We start from the raw sequence: 17,446 nt of genomic DNA on the forward strand, positions 1-17,446 counted from the left end.
CGCTTCGGGACGGTCAAGCTGGCCCCGAACTTGCGGCGGCGCCAGTCAGGGTTCCCATTGCGAGACACCGCCATGACGTCGATGATCGATATTCCGGCCCACGACGCCGCGAAGATCAAGGACGAGATCGTCCTCTTCAATCACCGCTTGGCCGAAACCGGCCTGTTCACCGACGAAGCCCTGGCTCAGCTGCTGGACGAGTATCCGCGCGACCAGGTGACCATCTGCACCATGCGCGAGAACCCGCCGCCGGCCGAGCGCTGGATCGCGGGCGATGCGACTGATCTCTCGGGCGCCGAACTGGTGGAGGCCACGCGTCGCGGCCGCCTATGGATCAGCCCGCGCACGGCGATGATCGACCATCCCAAGTACCGCCCGGTCTACGACAGGGTGATGGCCGAGTTCACCAGGCAGACGGGCGTCCAGGTGCTGCGCGGCAGCGCCGCCATCCTGATGTCCAGCGCCCGGATGGGAGTCTTCCTGCACGTCGACGCCGCCGAAACCATGTTGTGGCACGTGCGCGGCGACAAGACGATGTACGTCTATCCGACCAGGGAAGAGCTCATCTCGGAACGCTCGCTGGAAGCCATCCTGCTGAAGGAAACCCTCAGCGACCTGCCCTATGAGCCGTGGATGGAAGCCGAGGCGGTCGCCGTGCCGCTGGCGCCGGGCGAGGCCGTCTCCTGGCCGATCCACGCGCCCCATCGCGTCGTCAATGGCGACAGCACCAATGTCTCGGTCTCAGTCGAATACACCACACGCCGGTCGATGCTGAAGAACGGGGTCCATTGCCTGAATGGCCGCGTGCGCCGCGAACTGGGTCTAAACCCTAAGGCCGGGAACGTACCCGCGCTCCTGAAGCCGGCCTATTGGGCCGCGAACAAGGCCTGGCAGAAGCTTGCCCCGCCGAAGTCAAACGCCCTGGCCAGCCACGGTCGCCAGTTCGATGTCGACCTCTCCGCGCCCAATTGCGTGCGCTGGCGTCCAGGCTGTGATCCGGAAGCAATGAAGCTCGCCGCCTAGAGGTAGCGCATCTCGGCGGCGCTGGGCTTTTCCCACCACAGATTGTCACGGCCGTTGCCATAGTTGATGGGCACGACCGCCAGTTCGTCTGGCGTGACGTCGTCCAGGGTCGCGACCTGAATCGACACGACCTCTCCACCCAGCTCGGCGACATTGGCCTGCCCGAACACGCGCACGCCGCAGGTCATGCAGAAGCGATGATCGCCGCTCATCGTGCCAAATCGATAGGCGCCAAGACGATCTTCACCGGCCAACAGCCGGAAGGCGTCGGGCTTCACGATCACGCCCCAGCTACGGGTCTTGGCGCAGATCGAGCAATTGCAGCGGCCAGTACCAGAAACCAAGTCGATCTCAGTTTCATAGCGTACGGCGCCGCAGTGGCAGCTGCCAGTGTGGGTCTTGAGCATCGGGCGTTCCTCTCGGTGTTTCGTTGCCCCCTTCTAGGAACACGCTGCTGCCAGCCTGCCGTCAGTATCGGCGTCGCGATCACGCCAAAAGCGATTGGAACATGCAATCGCCCCGTAGGCTCTTGCGGTCAGGTTGCAAGGCACGCCAGTGTCGGCGCCTCGATGTGAGGGGGAGTTTTCCATGTTGCTCTACGTATTCGCGTTGCTGATCGGCGTGATCGCCGGCCTGCGCGCCATGACCGCGCCCGCCGCGGCCGCCTGGGCCGCCCGCCTGGGCTGGCTGCCGCTCGCCGGCTATCCCCTGGCCTGGCTAGGCGGGCTGATCCCGGTCCTAGTCCTCAGCGCCCTGGCCGCGCTGGAGCTGATCGCCGACCAGCATCCCAAGACGCCGAGCCGCAAGGTTCCGCATCAGTTCATCGTCCGCGTGCTCACCGGCGCCTTCGCCGGCGCGGCCCTGATGATGCCCGGCACCCACTGGCTGCGGGGCATGCTCCTCGGCGCGGTAGGCGCGGTAATCGGCACCTTCGTCGGCGCCGACGTCCGCGGTCGCCTGGCGGCCAGGTTCGGCAAGGACAAGCCGGCCGCGATCATCGAGGACGTCGTCGCTGTCGTGGGCGCCTTCGCGATCTTCTTCCTGGCCAAGGCCGCGATCTGACCATGGCCGCCGCCGAAACCTTCGACGCCATCATCATCGGGGCCGGTCAGGCCGGCCCCTCCCTGGCCGGTCGGCTCAGCGCCGCCGGCTGGACCGTGGCGATGGTCGAGCGCAAGGACTTCGGCGGCACCTGCGTCAACACGGGCTGCATGCCGACCAAGACCTTGGTCGCCAGCGCCTATGCCGCGCATCTGGCGCGCCGCGCGGGGGACTACGGCGTCGTCCTCCAAGGCGACGTCGGCGTCGACATGAAGCGGGTCAAGGATCGCCAGCAGACGGTGGTCCGCAACGCCCGCGGCAATGTCGAGAAATGGCTGCGGAGCATGAAGGGCGTCACGGTCATCGAGGGCCACGCCCGCTTCGAAAGCGCCGACACCGTCCGCGTCGGCGAGCGCCTGCTGACCGCGCCGAAGATCTTCCTGAATGTCGGCGGGCGGGCGAACGCCCCGGACATGCAGGGAATCAACGACATCGACTACCTGACCAATGTCGGGATTATGCAGCTGGATGCGCTGCCCGAGCATCTGGTCATCGTCGGCGGCAGCTATATCGGGCTGGAATTCGCCCAGATGTTCCGCCGCTTCGGCAGCCAGGTGACCGTCGTCGAGATGGGCCCGCGCCTCATCGGCCGCGAGGACCCGGAGATTTCCGACACGGTCCGCGAGATCCTCGAAGCCGAGGGCGTCACCGTCCGCCTCAACGCCGAGTGCATCAGCTTCAGCAAATGCCCCGAAGGCTACTGCGTCCACGTCACCTGCGAGGCCGGCGCGCCACAGGTGACCGGCTCGCATGTGCTGCTGGCCGTGGGCCGCAAGCCCAACACCGACGAGCTTGGCCTGGAGGCGGCCGGGATCGCGACCGACAAGCGCGGCTATGTCGTGGTCGACGACCAGCTGAAGACCAATGTCCCCGGGATCTGGGCGATGGGCGACTGCAACGGCAAGGGCGCCTTCACCCACACCGCCTACAATGACTTCGAGATCATCGCCGCCAACCTGCTGGACAATGATCCGCGCAAGGTCAGCGACCGCATCACCTGCTACGGGCTGTACATCGACCCGCCGCTGGGCCGCGTGGGCATGACCGAGGCGGAGGCCAAGGCCACTGGCCGCAAGCTGCTGGTCGGCCAGCGTCCGATGACCCGCGTCGGCCGCGCTGTCGAGAAGGGCGAGACGCAGGGCTTCATGAAGGTGGTGGTCGACGCCGAGACCAAAGAGATACTCGGCGCGGCGATCCTGGGCCTGAACGGCGACGAGGTCGTCCATGGCATGCTGGACCTGATGTACGCCAAGGCGCCCTACACCGTGATCTCGCGGGCGGTGCACATCCATCCGACGGTTTCGGAACTGGTGCCGACCATGCTGCAAGAGCTCAAGTCACTTTAGATTTTCAAATTTCACCGCTTCGCTTTCAGACGAAATCGATCCTGTTGCGATTGCGATACGAAACCCCGTCCCCACCTAGCTTCGCAGACGCCGACGGATGGTCGGCGCCCCGTTCTAGGGACAAGTCTCCATGCCTAACCTGTTCGACCCGCTGCGCGTCGGCGCTCTTGAACTGCCCAACCGCGTCGTCCTGGCGCCGCTAACCCGCCTGCGCGCCGGGCCGACCCGCATCCCCAACGCCTTGATGGCTGAGTACTACGCCCAGCGCGCCTCGGCCGGCCTGCTGATCACCGAAGGCGTGCCGGTTAGCCCGCAAGGCGTCGGCTATGCCGGCGTCCCGGGAATCTGGTCCCAGGAACAGGTCGAGGGTTGGAAGCTGGTGACTAAGGCCGTGCACGACAAGGGCGGCCGCATCTTCATGCAGATCTGGCACGTAGGCCGGATCTCCGATCCCGAGCACCTGAACGGCGACCTGCCGGTCGGTCCCAGCGCCATCGCCGCCAAGGGCCATGTCAGCCTGCTGCGTCCCGAGCGTCCCTACCCGACCCCGCGCGCCCTGACGACCGAGGAAGTCGGCGGCGTTGTCGAAGCCTTCCGCCAAGCCGCCCAGAACGCCAAGGACGCCGGCTTCGATGGCGTGCAGTTGCACGGCGCCAATGGCTACCTGCTCGACCAGTTCCTGCAGGACGGTTCCAATCAGCGCACCGACCAGTATGGCGGCCCGATCGAGAACCGCGCCCGCCTGCTGCTGGAAGCCACCGATGCGGCGATCTCGGTGTTCGGCGCAGATCGCGTGGGCGTCCACCTTGCCCCGCGCGCCGACAGCCACGGCATCAGCGACAGCAACCTGCCGGCCACCTTCGGCTATGTCGCCAAGGCCCTCGGCGAGCGCAAGATCGCCTTCATCTCGGCTCGCGAGCACGAAGCCGCCGACAGCCTGGGCCCAGCGCTGAAGGCCGCGTTCGGAGGCGTCTACATCGCCAACGAGAAGTTCGACCTCGACAGCGCCAACACCGCGATCGCCGCCGGAACGGCCGACGCGATCATGTTCGGCAAGGCCTACATCGCCAACCCGGACCTGATGGAGCGCCTGCAAAAGCGTGCGCCGCTCAACGCGCCCGATCCGGCGACCTTCTACGGCTTCGCCAACGGGTCCAAGGGCTATACGGACTACCCCACGCTCGAGCAGGTCAGCGAGCCCGCCGAGTAGTCGATACGGTCCCCGCGATGGCTCAGGTCGTCGCGGGGATTAGCCCTTCGGCCAGGTAGGCCTGCGCCACGGCCTCGGCGACCTTGATGCCGTCGACCGCCGCCGAGAGGATGCCGCCGGCATAGCCCGCGCCCTCGCCGGCCGGGAACAGGCCGGCGGTGTTCAGGCTCTGGAAGTCCTTGCCCCGGGTGATCCGGATCGGCGAGGACGTCCGGGTCTCGACGCCGGTCAGCAACACGTCCGGATGGTCGTAGCCGGCGATCTGGCGGCCAAAGACCGGCAGCGCCTCGCGCATCGCCTCGATCACGAAGTCCGGCAGGCAGGCCGACAGGTCCGTCAGCGTCACGCCCGGCTTGTAGGACGGCGCGACTTCGCCCAGATCCGTCGAGGCTCGACCGACCATGAAGTCACCGACCTTCTGGGCCGGAGCGGCATAGCTGGAGCCGCCAGCCACATAGGCCAGGCTCTCCCACTTGCGCTGGAACTCGATCCCGGCCAGCGGATGGCCCGGATAGTCGCGCTCCGGGTCGATGCCGACCACGAAGCCGGAGTTGGCGTTCCGCTCGTTGCGCGAATACTGGCTCATGCCGTTGGTGACGACCCGGCCGGGCTCCGAGGTCGCCGCCACCACCGTGCCGCCCGGGCACATGCAGAAGCTGTAGACGGTGCGGCCATTCTTGCAGTGGTGCGAAAGGCTGTAATCGGCCGCGCCCAGGTCGGGGTGGCCGGCGCAGGTCCCGAAGCGAGCCTTGTCCATCCAAGACTGCGGATGCTCGATGCGCACGCCGATCGAGAACGGCTTGGCCTCGATATGGACGCCGCGATCGTGCAGGACTTCGAAGGTGTCGCGCGCGCTGTGGCCCAGGGCCATGACCACGTGCGTCGTCGCCATATAGCCGCCACCGGCGATGTGCAGGCCCTTCAGCCGGCGCGCGCCATCGGCGCCGACCGCGATGTCGAAGTCCTCGACCTTGTGTTGCCAGCGATATTCGCCGCCCAGGCTCTCGATCAGCGCGCGCATCTGCTCGACCATGTGCACGAGGCGGAAGGTGCCGATGTGAGGATGGGCCTCGGTCAGGATCTCTTCCGGCGCGCCCGCCTTGACGAACTCCTCCAGCACCTTGCGGCCCAGGAAGCGCGAGTCCTTGATCTGGCTGTAGAGCTTGCCGTCCGAGAAGGTCCCCGCCCCGCCCTCGCCGAACTGGACGTTGGATTCCGGGTTCAGCTCGCTCTTGCGCCACAGGCCCCAAGTGTCCTTGGTCCGCTCGCGCACGACCTTACCCCGATCGATGATGATCGGCTTCAGGCCCATCTGCGCCAGGATCAGGCCGGCGAACAGGCCGCAGGGGCCCGCGCCGATCACCACCGGGCGCGGGCCGTCGAAGCCCTCCGGGGCCTTGGTCACGAACTTATAGTCGGTGTCGGGCGTAACGCGCACATGGTGGTCGCCCGCGAAACGCGCCAGCACAGCGGCCTCGTCGCGCAGGACCACGTCGACCGAATAGACCATCAGGATCGCGGCCTTGCGGCGCGCGTCATGGGCGCGGCGCGCGACCGCGAAGCTCACCAGATCGTCGGCCTCGATCCCGAGCCGTTCGACGATGGCGGGCTTCATCGCCTCCGGCGGGTGGCCGAGCGGCAGCTTCAGTTCCGAAATACGCAGCATGGCGGGCGTCTTAGCCAAAAGCAGGGCCGCGCGCCATCGTGATGCGCATCCTTGGCGCCCCGTCCAAAGCCATCCGCACAAGGATGGATCACGATAACCGTCGCAAACACTTCATAAAATTCCAGTCCCGAAAGCTGTCCCCGCACGGGCCTCAGCCGCCTCTCCCCGCGTGACGACCGACGGGGAAGCCTCCCCGTCCCGTCATCGCTCAAGCGGAAACCGCAAGGGATCGGGGCCATGCTCAAAGTCACCAAGTTCAACCTTCTGACCACGACGGCGCTGACCGTCGCCGTGCTGGGCATCGCCGCTCAGGCGCAGGCCGCCGAGACGCCGGCTGCGGCCTCCGCGCCGGCTGCCAGCGACGCCTCGGAAGTCGACGCCATCGTCGTCACCGGCTTCCGCGACAGCCTGCTGCACGCCCGCGACCTGAAGCGTAAAGCCGTCGGCGCCGTCGATGTGATCGTCTCCGAAGACATCGCCGCCTTCCCCGACCTGAACCTGGCGGAATCGCTGCAACGCATCCCCGGCGTCGCCATCTCGCGCGACAGCGGCGAAGGCCGTCAGATCACCCTGCGGGGCCTCGGTCCCGACTTCACCCGCACCCAGCTGAACGGTATGGAAGTGCTGGGCAACACGGCTTCGGGCATGGACAATCGCGGTGGCGTCAGCCGCTCGCGCGCCTTCGACTTCAGCCTGTTCGCCTCGGAACTGTTCAACCGCGTGACGGTGCAGAAGTCGTACGCCTCCGAACAGGACGAAGGCGGCATCGGCGGCACCGTTCAGCTTCAGACCGCCAAGCCGTTCGACTATCCGGGTTTCAAGGCCGTGCTCTCGGCCAAGGGCCAGCGCAACAGCAACGCCAACGACAAGATCACGCCGCGCGTGGTCGGCCTGATCTCCAACCGCTGGGGCGACTTCGGCGCTTTGGCCTCGATCGCCTATGGCGAGACCGACTCCAACGAGTTCGGCTATCGCAGTTTTAACTGGGGTCCGATCCGCGCCAATGCCGGCAATATCGGTTCGGGCGTCAGCGCCGCCGACGCCGCCAAGCTGACGGCCGCTACGGCGACCATCTACGCCCCGCAGGCCAACACCTATTCGACCTGGTTCGACCACCGCAAGCGCCTGGGCGCGACCGTGGCCCTGCAGTACGAGCCGGGCGACAAGCTGAAGCTGGCCTTCGACGGCCTCTACAGCCAGCTGGAAAACAGCCGCCGGAACTTCTCGCTGGCCACCTCGGGCGTCAACAGCCTGACCGGCAACATCATCGGCACGCAGGTGATGCAGAGCGCCGTGATCCAGGGCAACACCCTGATGGCCGCCAGCTACACCGGCGTCGACATCCGCAGCGAGTTCAACCGTGAGGAAGACAAGACCAAGTTCTATCAGCTGGGTCTGAGCGGTTCGTACCAGGCCACCGACAAGCTGCTGCTGTCGGGCCTGATCGGCTACTCGAAGTCGGACTACGCCCTGCCGGTCTTCGACAAGGTGTTCCTGGAATCCAAGAACTACGCCTTCAGCTTCGACGACCGTCCGAGCATGCCGGTCAACACCTACGGCCCCGGCCTGACCGACCCGGCCAAGTGGGACCTGATGCGGATGGACACCCAGGAGAACAGGATCTCCTCGGAGTACACGAACGCCAAGTTCGACGTGGCCTTCGCCGCCAACGAGATTTCCACCCTCAAGGGCGGCGTCTCCTACAAGAAATTCCAGAACTACGGCGCTCAGTGGGGCGACAAGCAGTTCCGCAACGTCCCGGCCAACACCAAAATCCCGGACAATCTCAAGCTGGTCGTGCCCTTCAAGTCTCTGGGCGCCTACATCGTCGGCGACGTCGATCCGGTCTACGCCCAGATTGGCCAGACGCGTGACCTGGAAGCCCAGGGCGCGAAGTACGCCACCCCCGGCACCGCCTTCACGGTGACCGAGGAGACCCGCGCGGCGTACCTGCAGTACGACCTGAGCACCGAGATCCTAGGCAAGGGCGTCCGCGCCAACGCCGGCGTTCGCTATTACTCCACCGACCTCAGCTCGGACGGCACGCTGAACACCGGGACCAGCCTTCAGCCGGTGTCGATCAAGCATAAGTGCAATGGCTGGCTGCCGGCCCTGAACGTGGCCGTCGACGTCAACGAAGGCCTGGTCGCCCGCTTCAGCGCCAACCGCGACATCAGCCGCCCGGCCCTGGGCGACCTTGCCGCTGCGGGTTCGCTGACCACCGCCCCGTTCGGCGGCACGATCAGCACCGGCAATCCGAACCTGACGCCGTTCACCTCGGACTCGATCGAAGGCTCGCTGGAGTTCTACGACGGCAAGGTCGGGTCGTTCACGATCGGCGTCTTCTACAAGAAGCTGAAGTCGTTCATCACGTCGCAGACCAGCATCATGCCCTATTCGCAAACGGGCTTCCCGCTGTCGTTCCTGCTGCCCGGCCAAGACGGCACGATCCTGTACAATGTCAGCCGTCCGGTGAACGGCCCCGGCGCCGACATCCAGGGCCTGGAAGCCTCGTTCCAGCGTGACTTCGACTTCCTGCCGGCTCCGTTCAACCACCTGGGCGTCGTGGCCAACGGCACCTATGCCGACGGCTCCTCGCCGGTGATCATCAGCGGCCAGTCGGTGACCCTGCCGCTGTTCCAGCTGTCGAAGTACTCGGCCAACGCTACCATTTATTACGAGACGGATGCCTGGGGCATGCGCCTGTCGACCGCCTATCGGGACCAGTACCTGGACGGCGCCGGCGGCAACGGCAACATCGGTAGCGGCGTCAAGGCGACCAACAACATCGACTTCGCCGCCCACTACAACGTCCTGCCGAAGCTGAAGCTGACGCTGGAAGGCATCAACCTCTCCAACCAGCACAGCATCCAGTTCACCGACGTCACCGCCAAGCGGACGACGGTGAACGTCAGCAGCGGTCGCACCATCCTGATCGGCGCGACCTACGAGTTCTAAGCCCCTTCCAAGAGACCCCTTGAACTGGGCCGCCGTCCCCTCCCGGATGGCGGCCCTCTTTTTTCTTACGAGCGCCGAGCCGGACGTTGCCGTTGGGCCACGCCGCAGGGCTCTGATAGATCCGTCCACAGAACCTTCAAATTAGTGACATGCGTCCTTTGTAGGGGTTCGCGCGGCGCCTAAAGCTTTGCCGGCCGCCGTTGTGAGGACCCTTATGGCGGGACGGCGCGCCTGGCTGTCGGGATCAGGTCCAGTCGTGGCCGGCTCGATGCTGGCCCTGGCCGCCGTAGCGCCCGCGAGAGCCGAGGCGCCGAAGCGCTTCGATATCCAGGGCGGCGACCTCAGTCAGGCCCTGAACGCCTTCTCCCACCAGGCCGACGTGTCGGTCATGACCCTGGCCGACATCCGCCGTCGCACCAGCCGCGGCGTGCGCGGCTTGCTAACACCCGAGCAGGCCCTCAACCGCCTGATCGACGGCCAGAACCTGCGCGCCGTGGCGGCCGGGGGCGGCTATGTCCTGCGCGAAGCGATCGCCGCCCCGTCCCCCTCAGCGTCCGCCGCGCCCCTCTACGTCCCGCCGCCCGAGGCGCCGACGCAGGTCGACCAGGTCGTCGTCACCGGCTTCCGCGAGACCCTGCTGCACGCTCGCGACCTGAAGCGCCGCGCAGCCGGCGCCCAGGAGGTGATCCTGGCCGAGGACATCGCCGCCTTCCCGGATCTCAATCTCGCCGAGTCGCTGCAGCGCGTGCCCGGCATGACCATCTCGCGCGACACCGGCGAGGGTCGGCAGATCGCGCTGCGGGGCCTGGGTCCAGACTTCACCCGCGCTCAGCTGAACGGCATGGAGGTCTCGGCCTCGACCGCCTCAGGCATGGACAATCGCGGCTCGGTCAGCCGCACCCGGGCCTTCGACTATTCGATCTTCGCCAGCGAGCTCTTCAACAAGGTCACGGTCTGGAAGTCCTACGCGGTCGATCAGGATGAAGGCGGCATCGGCGGCACGGTCGAACTGCGCACCGCCAAGCCCTTCGACTATCCGGACGACAAGCTGGCCTTCTCGGCCAAGGCTCTGAACAACAGCGCCACCGGCGTGGTCAGTCCGCGCATCGCGGCCCTGGCCTCGCGCCGCTGGGGCGACGTCGGCGCGCTGGTCTCCGTGGCCTATAGCGAGAACGACGCCAACGAGTATGGCTACCGCAACTGGGGCTGGTCGCCGGTGACCTTCGGCGCGGCCAATATCGGCCCCGGCGTGGCGCGCGATGTCGCCGACCGCCTGCTGGCCACCGGCGCCAACCGGGTCGTCGCCCCGATGGCCGAGAGCTATTCGACCTGGTTCGACCACCGCAAGCGGCTGGGGGTCACCCTCTCCTTGCAATACGAGCCCGGCGACCGAGTGAAGCTCGGCGCAGACCTGCTCTACGGACGCCTCTCCAACGATCGCGACGAGTTCTCGCTGGCGGCGGCGGGCGACAATCCTCTGACCGGCGACGTAAAGGGAACCCAGCGCCTTCGCGCCGCCGAGATCCGGGGCGAGAGCCTCGTCTATGCCGACTATTCCGGCGGCGTCGATCTGCGCAGCGAGCACAAGCGCTCGGAGGACACGACCGTCTTCCTGCAAGGCGCCGTCAATGGCGAGATCCAGGCCAGCGACCGCCTGAGCCTGCGCGGCGCGGCCGGCTATTCGAAGTCCGACTTCGAGGGACCGGTCTTCGACAAGATCTTCCTGCAGGCCAACGACAAGGCCTTCGCCTACGACCTGCGCGGCGGCGATGCGGCCGCGAATAGCCGCTACGGCTTCGATCCGGCCGATCCGATCCAGTGGAGCCTCATGCGGGCCGATACCCGTGAGGACCAGGTCGTCAACCAGTTCACCACCGGACGCCTCGACTTCGACTACAAAGCCGCGCCGGCCCTGACGATCGAGGGCGGCGTCCAGTACAAGTCGTTCCGCAACGACGGCTACACCCGCCGCGGCCGCGCCGACTATCCGACCGGCGGCCTCGCGCCGCAGGCGGTCAAGGAACTGATCTTCGAAAAATCGCTACGGCCCTACATCGTCGGCGACATCGACGCGACCTTCGCGCGCCTCGCCATCAACCGCGACCTGACCGAGGCGGACGACATGCCCGGCTCGCACTATTCCCTCCGCGAGAAGACCTGGGCCGCCTATCTGATGGCGCGGGTCAACAGCGTGGCGGGCGACAAGACCTGGCGCGGCGATTTCGGCTTCCGCTACTACGCCACCGACCTGACCTCGGCCGGCATGGTCAATACCGGGACCAAGCTGGAGCCCGCCTCGATCCACAGCCACTATGATGGCGTGCTGCCCGCCCTGAACCTGGCGGTCGACCTCTCGCCGCGCGTCGTCGCCCGCGTCTCGGCCAACCGCAACATCAGCCGGCCAAGCCTCTCCGACCTGCGTGCGGCCGGTAACGTCAACTCGGCCCCGTTCGGCGGAACCATCGCGGCCGGCAATCCGAACCTGCGCCCGTTCCTGGCCGACGCGGTGGAGGGCGCGCTGGAGGTCTACCAGGGCCGCGGCGGCTTTTTCGCCGTCAGCCTGTTCTACAAGCGGATGGACTCGTTCATCACCACCGCGACCAGCGCCGTGCGTTATGGCTCGACCGGCTATCCGCTGGCGTTCCTGTCGCCTGGCAACGGCCCCGACACGGTCTACACCTTCGTGCGCCCGGTGAACGGCGACGGGGCCTCGATCAAGGGGATCGAGCTGGCCTGGCAGCGCGACTTCACCTTCCTGCCCGCCCCCTTCGACAAGCTCGGCTTCGTCGGCAACGTCACCCACGCCGCCGGACGCTCGAAAGTGCTGATCGAGGACCGCTCGATCGACCTGGACCTGTTCCAGCTGTCGAAATGGACCTCTAACGCGACGCTCTACTATGAGACCGCACGCTGGGGCGCGCGGGTCTCCTCGGCCTATCGCTCGGGCTATCTGGATGGCGCGGGCAGTCCCGGCTCGATTGGCTCGGGCTACAAGGCGTCGAACAACATCGACTTCGCCGCACACTACAACACGGCCGGCGGGCTCCGGATCGTGCTGGAGGGCGTCAACCTCACCGACGCGCCGATCACCCAATACAGCGACATCACCGAGAAACGCCTGACCGCCCGCACCGTCAGCGGCCGCACCTTCACCCTCGGCGTCACGTATGAGTTCTGACGGGCGGACTCTGATGCCGAAACATTTTCTGTCCCCGTTCGCGCGGCTCGCGCCTCTTCCCTGCATGGACGCGTGCACGACCATGCCGACTGGAAGCGCCATGAATGACGTCCTCGCGGCGCTGCGGCCCCACGAGCGCAAGCTCGCGGCCTATATCGTGCGGCGGTCCAAGGACCCGGCGCGCGCCGAGGACATCCTTCAGGAGACCCTCCTGACGGTGCTACGCCAGGCGCGAAAGCAGGAGATCACCCAGCCCCTGGCCTATGCCTACCGGGTGGCGGACTCGCTGATCTACGCTCAGGCTCGCCGCGACCGGCGCGAGGAGCCGATCGGCGACGAGGACTTCGGCTGCGACCTGCCCCTGCCGGACGCGGTGCTGGAGCACAAACAGCGGGCCGCGGTGTTCGAGAAGGCGCTCAAGCGCCTTTCGCCGCTGCGCCGCGACATCTTCATCCGCCGTCACATCGACGGCCAGTCCAGACAAGCCATCGCCGACGATCTTCGGATCAATGTGGAGGCCGTCAAGAAACACCTCGTGCGGGCCATGACCGAATTGGCCGGCGCGATGCAGGACGCGGCGGTCAACGCCGCGCGAGAAGGGAGCCGCCAGGATGCGCGCTAACGACAACTGGCGCCTGCCGTCCGACGAGGATCTCGAGGTCGCCGCCGACTGGGCCGATCGCCTGCCCGAGCTGACGCAAACCGAACGCGCCGAGCTGGAAGCCTGGCTGGCCAGCGCGCCCAGCCGCGCCGCCGCCTTCGCCCTGATGCGCGACACCCAGCGCGACACCGCCCTGCTGGACGCCGCCGAGCGCCTCCGCGCCGCGCCCGCCAAGACGCGACACCTGCGCATGGGTCTCATCGCCGCCGGCGTCGCCATGGTCGCGGGGCTGTCGGTCACGGTGCTGATGCGTCCGTACCTGAGCGAAAAGACGATCGACCTGGCCACCCCGGTGGGCGCGCGCGCCGAGCATCGGATGAGTGACAAGTCCGTGATTACCCTGGCCGCCGACACCGGCGTCTCGGTGCGCTACAGCCGGGCGGCCCGCGACGTGGCGCTGAACAAGGGTGACGCTGTGTTCGACGTCGCCAAGGACGCCAAACGCCCCTTCCGGGTGCAGGCCGGTAACACCCAGGTGACCGCCGTCGGCACCACCTTCGAGGTCGAGCTGGTCAGCGACGCCGTCCAGGTGCGCGTGTTCGACGGCGTGGTGCGGGTCAATCGCGACGGCGCCGAGCGCCGCGTCTGCAAGGGCGAGTGGCTGATGCTGGTCGCCGACCGCGCGCCGGTCCAGGGCCGCCTGGGCGCCGACAGCTACCAGGCCTGGCGGTCGGACTGGCTGGACGCCGACGCCCTGCCGCTGAAGTACGTGATCGCCCGCCTCAACCGCTACACGGCCCAGAGCGTGGCCCTGCATGACCCGGTCCTGGGCGAGCTGAAGGTCAGCGGCCGCTTCAAGCTGGATCGCCCCGCCGAGTCCCTGGCCATGATCGCCGCGGCGCTGGACATGCGGGCCGACCCGGACGGTCGCAAGGTCTATCTCTCGCCCCGGCAGGCCCCCACGCATCGAGCGGCGCGGCCCCCGACGACCTAGCGTCGCGCGGACGAACGCCTATGTTCGAGCGGCGTTCTTCCGCGTTCGGCCGGGACGCGATCAGCGCCGTGAACGCCGCGCTCGACGAACTGGACAAGGCCTATGAGCAGCATCCTGCCACGGATCGGCGTGCGACTTCCGATCGTGCAAGCGCCGATGGCGGGAACGTCGACACCCGCTCTGGCCGCGGCGGTGACCAACGCCGGCGCCCTGGGCTCGATCAGCGTGGGCGCGGTCGAGGCCGCCAAGGCCGGCGAAATGGTCGGCGCGCTGAAGGCGCTGACCGACGGCCCGTTCAACGTCAACGTCTTCACCCACGCGCCGGCCAAGGCCGATCCGGGCCGCGAGCGCGCCTGGACGGAGGCTTTGCGCCCGATCTTCGCGGCCTATGACGCCGAGCCGCCGACGACGCTGAGGGAGATTTACACCAGCTTCAACGTCGACGCGGCGATGCTGGAGACACTGCTGGCGGCGCGGCCCGCCGTGGTCAGCTTCCACTTCGGCCTTCCGCCCGCGCCCATCATCCACCAACTTAAGGCCGCGGGGATCGTCCTGCTGGCCAGCGCCACCAACCTTGACGAAGGCCGCGCCGTCGAGCGCGCCGGAGTCGATGCGGTGGTGGCCCAGGGCTGGGAGGCCGGCGGCCATCGTGGCGTCTTCGATCCGGCCGCGCCGGATGCGCAACTGGGTGCGTTCGCGTTGACCCGACTGCTGGTGCGCAAGCTGTCGATCCCGGTCATCGCCGCTGGCGGCATCATGAATGGCGCCGGCATCGCCGCCGCGCTCGATCTGGGGGCGCAGGCCGCCCAGCTTGGCACGGCCTTCATCGCTTCACCGGAATCCAGCGCCGACGCCTATCACCGCGCGGCTCTGCTGGGCCCCGGCGCCGCGGCCACCGAGATGACCCGGCTGATTTCCGGCCGACTTGCGCGGTCCCTGCCCAATCGCTTCACGGCCTTGAAAGACGCCCTCAAGGGCGTCGCCCCGCCCGAGTATCCGATCGCCTATGACGCGGGCAAAGCCCTGGCGGCCGCCGCCCGGGCCAAGGGCGAAGGCGGCTTCGGCGCCCAGTGGGCTGGCCAGGGCGCGCCGCTGGCCCGCGCCCTGCCCGCCGCCGAACTGATCGCGACCTTGGCGGCCGAGCTGGCAGCGGCGCGAAGAGCGCGCTGATCCCTCGCCAAGCGCGTTCTAGCGGATGACGCTCGCTCTCATTGTGGCGTGTTCTGCAAGCCCCTTGCCAGACTCCGCCCCATGGTCGAGAAAAGTCCATCGGCTGCATAGAGTTTCGTGAATGCCTCGACGTCCAGCGCCTGTGATCGCGGTCATCGGCGCGGGATTCAGTGGCGTGATGACGGCGCTGAACCTGCTGCGCCAATCTCCCGACGCCAAGGTCATCCTGTTCGAGCGGCGCGCGCCCGTCGGCCTCGGCGCGGCCTATGCGACGCACAATCCGCATCATCGGCTGAACGTTCGGGCCGGCAATATGAGCGCCTGGCCGGACCGGCCCGGGCACTTCGTCGACTGGCTGGCGGCCGAGGGTCTGGGTCTGGGCGCGGCCGATTTCGCGACCCGCGCCGACTATGGCCGCTACCTGCAAAGTCAGGTCGCCGAGATCGCCGAAGGGCCAGCCGGCGCCGGTCGCCTCGTGGTGAACCCGGACGCCGTGGTGGCGCTGGAACCTGGGGGCGACGGCTGGCGGCTGCGCTGCGCCATGGGCCGCACTGTCGAGGTCCACGCCGTCGCCCTGGCTCTGGGCAATCCGCCCCCGGCGCGCCCACCGGGCATTGACGAGGCCTTCGCGGCAACGACCGCCTATGTCGCCGATCCCTGGCGCTGGAACGCCGCCGAGCTGCCGCCGGGTCCGATGCTGCTGATCGGCACGGGCCTGACCATGGTCGACGTCGCCCTGTCGCTGGACGACGCCCAGCGCGGCCGGCCGATCCTGGCGCTGTCGCGGCGCGGCCTGGCCCCGCTGGAGCACGACGGCGCGCCGCCACCCCAGCCCCTGCCGCCGCCGCCCGAGGACCTTTCGCCGCTCGGCGCCTTCTCCTGGCTCAGGGAAGCCGCCGCCGAGCATGGCTGGCGCACGGCCATCGACGCCGTCCGCGCCTCGACCCAGCCCCTTTGGCGCCACTGGTCCGTAGAGCAGAAGCAGGCCTTCCTGCGCCACGCCCGTCCCTTCTGGGAGATCCATCGCCACCGCCTGGCGCCGCAGGTCGCCCGCCGCATCGCCGCGATGCGCGCCACCGGCCAACTGACCATCGCGGCCGGCAAGATCCGCGAGCTGGCCCTGAAGCCGGACGGCTGGGCGCTGTGCAAGTGGCGCGGCAGGGGGGAGCGCGAGACCTACGTGGCGCGGGCCGCCGCGGTGATCAACTGCACCGGCCCGACCGGCGACGTGTTGGTCTCCACCGATCCGCTGATCCAGGATCTGGTGCGGCGTGGCCTGGCCCGTCCCGACGCCCTGCGGCTGGGTTTCGACATCGACGAGGCCAACCGCCTGCGCGACGTGTCCGGCGCGGCCTCCGCCACACTGTTCGCCGTCGGCCCGGCCACGCGCGCCGCCCACTGGGAAATCACCGCCGTGCCCGACATCCGGGGCCAGGCCGCCGCCGTCGCTCGCGCGATCGCCGCGGCCTTGGGTTAGCCTTCGACCGGCTCGCCGATCGCGATGAAGCCGTGGGCCTGGCTTCGCGTCGCCTCGCCGGTGGTGACGCGCATCAGGGGGTTGGGCCGCGGCTCGGCGACCTTGGTCAGGGTGTTGCGGTCGACGTGATGGAACGGCGCGGTGCGGCCACGGACCTGCAGCATGGTCGTGGACACGTACGACCAACCGCCATCGGCCTCGAACTTGACGTCCAATTGGTAGGAATCCGTCCGGAACGCCCATTCCAGGAAATCGGTCGAGCAGATGCCGTAGCCCGGTGCGCCCCGCTCGGCGCGGACCATCAGGCCCGAACCATCCTCGCTGGCCCGGCCGGCCGCGAGCGCCACCTGGCCGCGCGGAATGGCCAGGGTCTGCTGGATCAGCCCCGTCGCCGGCTCGTACAGCCAATAGCCGATCTGGTCGTGGAAGGTGGTCTCCTCGTCCGAGGCGACGATGTGGACGTGGTAGCGCAGGCCGTAGAACAGCTGCGGGCCGTTGGCCTGGGGATCGATCGGCTGCATCTCGATGCGCTCGAGAAAGTCGCGCCGCTCGGGCCCTTCGGCCTTCGGGTTGAGGTCGACGCCCTTGAGGCCCTCCCACACGCCGGCCAGACGACGCAGCGGACCCAGATTGGCCAGCGCATCCGGATCGACGTCCGAAGGCTCGGTGAAGATGTCGTCGGGGAAATTGATCATGCCGGCCTCTGGTGACGCTTGGCCCCG

At 67.9% G+C, this 17,446-nt stretch carries 14 protein-coding genes; 11 read left to right on the forward strand and 3 right to left on the reverse strand.

Translation table 11 applies throughout. The features are described from left to right. The first annotated feature begins 72 nt into the window (after window positions 1–72). The gene (locus CSW62_RS12150; protein WP_099578131.1) at window positions 73–1,023 is read left to right on the forward strand and encodes a hypothetical protein; all 951 of its coding nucleotides are present in this window, start codon (window positions 73–75) and stop codon (window positions 1,021–1,023) included. Here the strand turns inward: CSW62_RS12150 and CSW62_RS12155 are convergent. Then, a complete protein-coding gene (locus tag CSW62_RS12155; protein WP_099578133.1) occupies window positions 1,020–1,430 on the reverse strand; it encodes a GFA family protein in 411 nt (136 codons plus the stop codon). The genes CSW62_RS12150 and CSW62_RS12155 overlap by 4 nt on opposite strands. 181 nt (window positions 1,431–1,611) lie before the next feature. On the opposite strand from CSW62_RS12155, the gene CSW62_RS12160 reads away from it, so the two are divergent. The 3 genes from CSW62_RS12160 (at window position 1,612) to CSW62_RS12170 (ending at window position 4,680) form a co-directional block, all read left to right on the forward strand. Then, window positions 1,612–2,085 carry a DUF4126 family protein gene (locus CSW62_RS12160; RefSeq protein WP_099578135.1) on the forward strand — a complete coding sequence of 158 codons (474 nt, stop codon included), beginning with the start codon at window positions 1,612–1,614 and terminating at the stop codon, window positions 2,083–2,085. Window positions 2,086–2,087: 2 nt separating this feature from the next. Beyond that, the gene (locus CSW62_RS12165) at window positions 2,088–3,470 is read left to right on the forward strand and encodes an FAD-containing oxidoreductase (protein WP_099578137.1); all 1,383 of its coding nucleotides are present in this window, start codon (window positions 2,088–2,090) and stop codon (window positions 3,468–3,470) included. Window positions 3,471–3,600: 130 nt separating this feature from the next. Further along, window positions 3,601–4,680 (forward strand): alkene reductase, encoded by a 1,080-nt coding sequence (locus tag CSW62_RS12170; RefSeq protein ID WP_099578139.1) that lies wholly within the window; start codon window positions 3,601–3,603, stop codon window positions 4,678–4,680. Between the two features lie 22 nt (window positions 4,681–4,702). Here CSW62_RS12170 and CSW62_RS26405 read toward each other — a convergent pair whose 3' ends face one another. Next, window positions 4,703–6,295 (reverse strand): NAD(P)/FAD-dependent oxidoreductase, encoded by a 1,593-nt coding sequence (locus CSW62_RS26405; RefSeq protein WP_369827465.1) that lies wholly within the window; start codon window positions 6,293–6,295, stop codon window positions 4,703–4,705. Here CSW62_RS26405 and cas5 point away from each other — a divergent pair. The 7 genes from cas5 to CSW62_RS12205 all read left to right on the forward strand — a co-directional run bounded on the left by cas5 (window position 6,204) and on the right by CSW62_RS12205 (window position 16,724). Then, window positions 6,204–6,443 carry a CRISPR-associated protein Cas5 gene (gene cas5 / locus CSW62_RS27455; RefSeq protein ID WP_158235429.1) on the forward strand — a complete coding sequence of 80 codons (240 nt, stop codon included), beginning with the start codon at window positions 6,204–6,206 and terminating at the stop codon, window positions 6,441–6,443. The genes CSW62_RS26405 and cas5 overlap by 92 nt on opposite strands. A gap of 140 nt (window positions 6,444–6,583) precedes the next feature. Next, entirely contained in the window at window positions 6,584–9,304 is a 2,721-nt protein-coding gene (locus CSW62_RS12180) for a TonB-dependent receptor (protein WP_099578143.1), read from the forward strand. 214 nt (window positions 9,305–9,518) lie between these two features. After that, a complete protein-coding gene (locus CSW62_RS12185) occupies window positions 9,519–12,482 on the forward strand; it encodes a TonB-dependent receptor (RefSeq protein ID WP_099578145.1) in 2,964 nt (987 codons plus the stop codon). 100 nt (window positions 12,483–12,582) lie between these two features. Continuing rightward, window positions 12,583–13,104 (forward strand): RNA polymerase sigma factor, encoded by a 522-nt coding sequence (locus CSW62_RS12190; RefSeq protein ID WP_233206668.1) that lies wholly within the window; start codon window positions 12,583–12,585, stop codon window positions 13,102–13,104. Continuing rightward, window positions 13,094–14,077 carry a FecR family protein gene (locus tag CSW62_RS12195; protein ID WP_099578149.1) on the forward strand — a complete coding sequence of 328 codons (984 nt, stop codon included), beginning with the start codon at window positions 13,094–13,096 and terminating at the stop codon, window positions 14,075–14,077. The genes CSW62_RS12190 and CSW62_RS12195 overlap by 11 nt, the downstream gene beginning before the upstream one ends. 102 nt (window positions 14,078–14,179) lie before the next feature. Next, window positions 14,180–15,247 carry a nitronate monooxygenase family protein gene (locus CSW62_RS12200; protein ID WP_099578151.1) on the forward strand — a complete coding sequence of 356 codons (1,068 nt, stop codon included), beginning with the start codon at window positions 14,180–14,182 and terminating at the stop codon, window positions 15,245–15,247. 121 nt (window positions 15,248–15,368) lie between these two features. Next, on the forward strand, window positions 15,369–16,724 hold the full coding sequence (locus CSW62_RS12205; protein WP_099578153.1) for an FAD/NAD(P)-binding protein: 1,356 nt from the start codon (window positions 15,369–15,371) through the stop codon (window positions 16,722–16,724). Here CSW62_RS12205 and CSW62_RS12210 read toward each other — a convergent pair. Then, complete coding sequence (locus CSW62_RS12210) at window positions 16,721–17,419, reverse strand: FABP family protein (protein ID WP_099578154.1); 699 nt, start codon at window positions 17,417–17,419, stop codon at window positions 16,721–16,723. The two genes, CSW62_RS12205 and CSW62_RS12210, sit on opposite strands and share 4 nt — an antisense overlap. Window positions 17,420–17,446 lie beyond the last annotated feature (27 nt).

The organism is Caulobacter sp. FWC2 (assembly GCF_002742625.1).
Classification (GTDB): Bacteria; Pseudomonadota; Alphaproteobacteria; order Caulobacterales; family Caulobacteraceae; genus Caulobacter.

Bases quoted from the DNA above. Each gene is read 5' to 3' on its own strand.
- CSW62_RS12150 (WP_099578131.1), top strand. From the start codon at position 73: ATGACGTCGATGATCGATATTCCGGCCCACGACGCCGCGAAGATCAAG.
- CSW62_RS12155 (WP_099578133.1), bottom strand. From the start codon at position 1,430: ATGCTCAAGACCCACACTGGCAGCTGCCACTGCGGCGCCGTACGCTAT.
- CSW62_RS12160 (WP_099578135.1), top strand. From the start codon at position 1,612: ATGTTGCTCTACGTATTCGCGTTGCTGATCGGCGTGATCGCCGGCCTG.
- CSW62_RS12165 (WP_099578137.1), top strand. From the start codon at position 2,088: ATGGCCGCCGCCGAAACCTTCGACGCCATCATCATCGGGGCCGGTCAG.
- CSW62_RS12170 (WP_099578139.1), top strand. From the start codon at position 3,601: ATGCCTAACCTGTTCGACCCGCTGCGCGTCGGCGCTCTTGAACTGCCC.
- CSW62_RS26405 (WP_369827465.1), bottom strand. From the start codon at position 6,295: ATGAAGCCCGCCATCGTCGAACGGCTCGGGATCGAGGCCGACGATCTG.
- CSW62_RS12180 (WP_099578143.1), top strand. From the start codon at position 6,584: ATGCTCAAAGTCACCAAGTTCAACCTTCTGACCACGACGGCGCTGACC.
- CSW62_RS12185 (WP_099578145.1), top strand. From the start codon at position 9,519: ATGGCGGGACGGCGCGCCTGGCTGTCGGGATCAGGTCCAGTCGTGGCC.
- CSW62_RS12190 (WP_233206668.1), top strand. From the start codon at position 12,583: ATGAATGACGTCCTCGCGGCGCTGCGGCCCCACGAGCGCAAGCTCGCG.
- CSW62_RS12195 (WP_099578149.1), top strand. From the start codon at position 13,094: ATGCGCGCTAACGACAACTGGCGCCTGCCGTCCGACGAGGATCTCGAG.
- CSW62_RS12200 (WP_099578151.1), top strand. From the start codon at position 14,180: ATGAGCAGCATCCTGCCACGGATCGGCGTGCGACTTCCGATCGTGCAA.
- CSW62_RS12205 (WP_099578153.1), top strand. From the start codon at position 15,369: ATGCCTCGACGTCCAGCGCCTGTGATCGCGGTCATCGGCGCGGGATTC.
- CSW62_RS12210 (WP_099578154.1), bottom strand. From the start codon at position 17,419: ATGATCAATTTCCCCGACGACATCTTCACCGAGCCTTCGGACGTCGAT.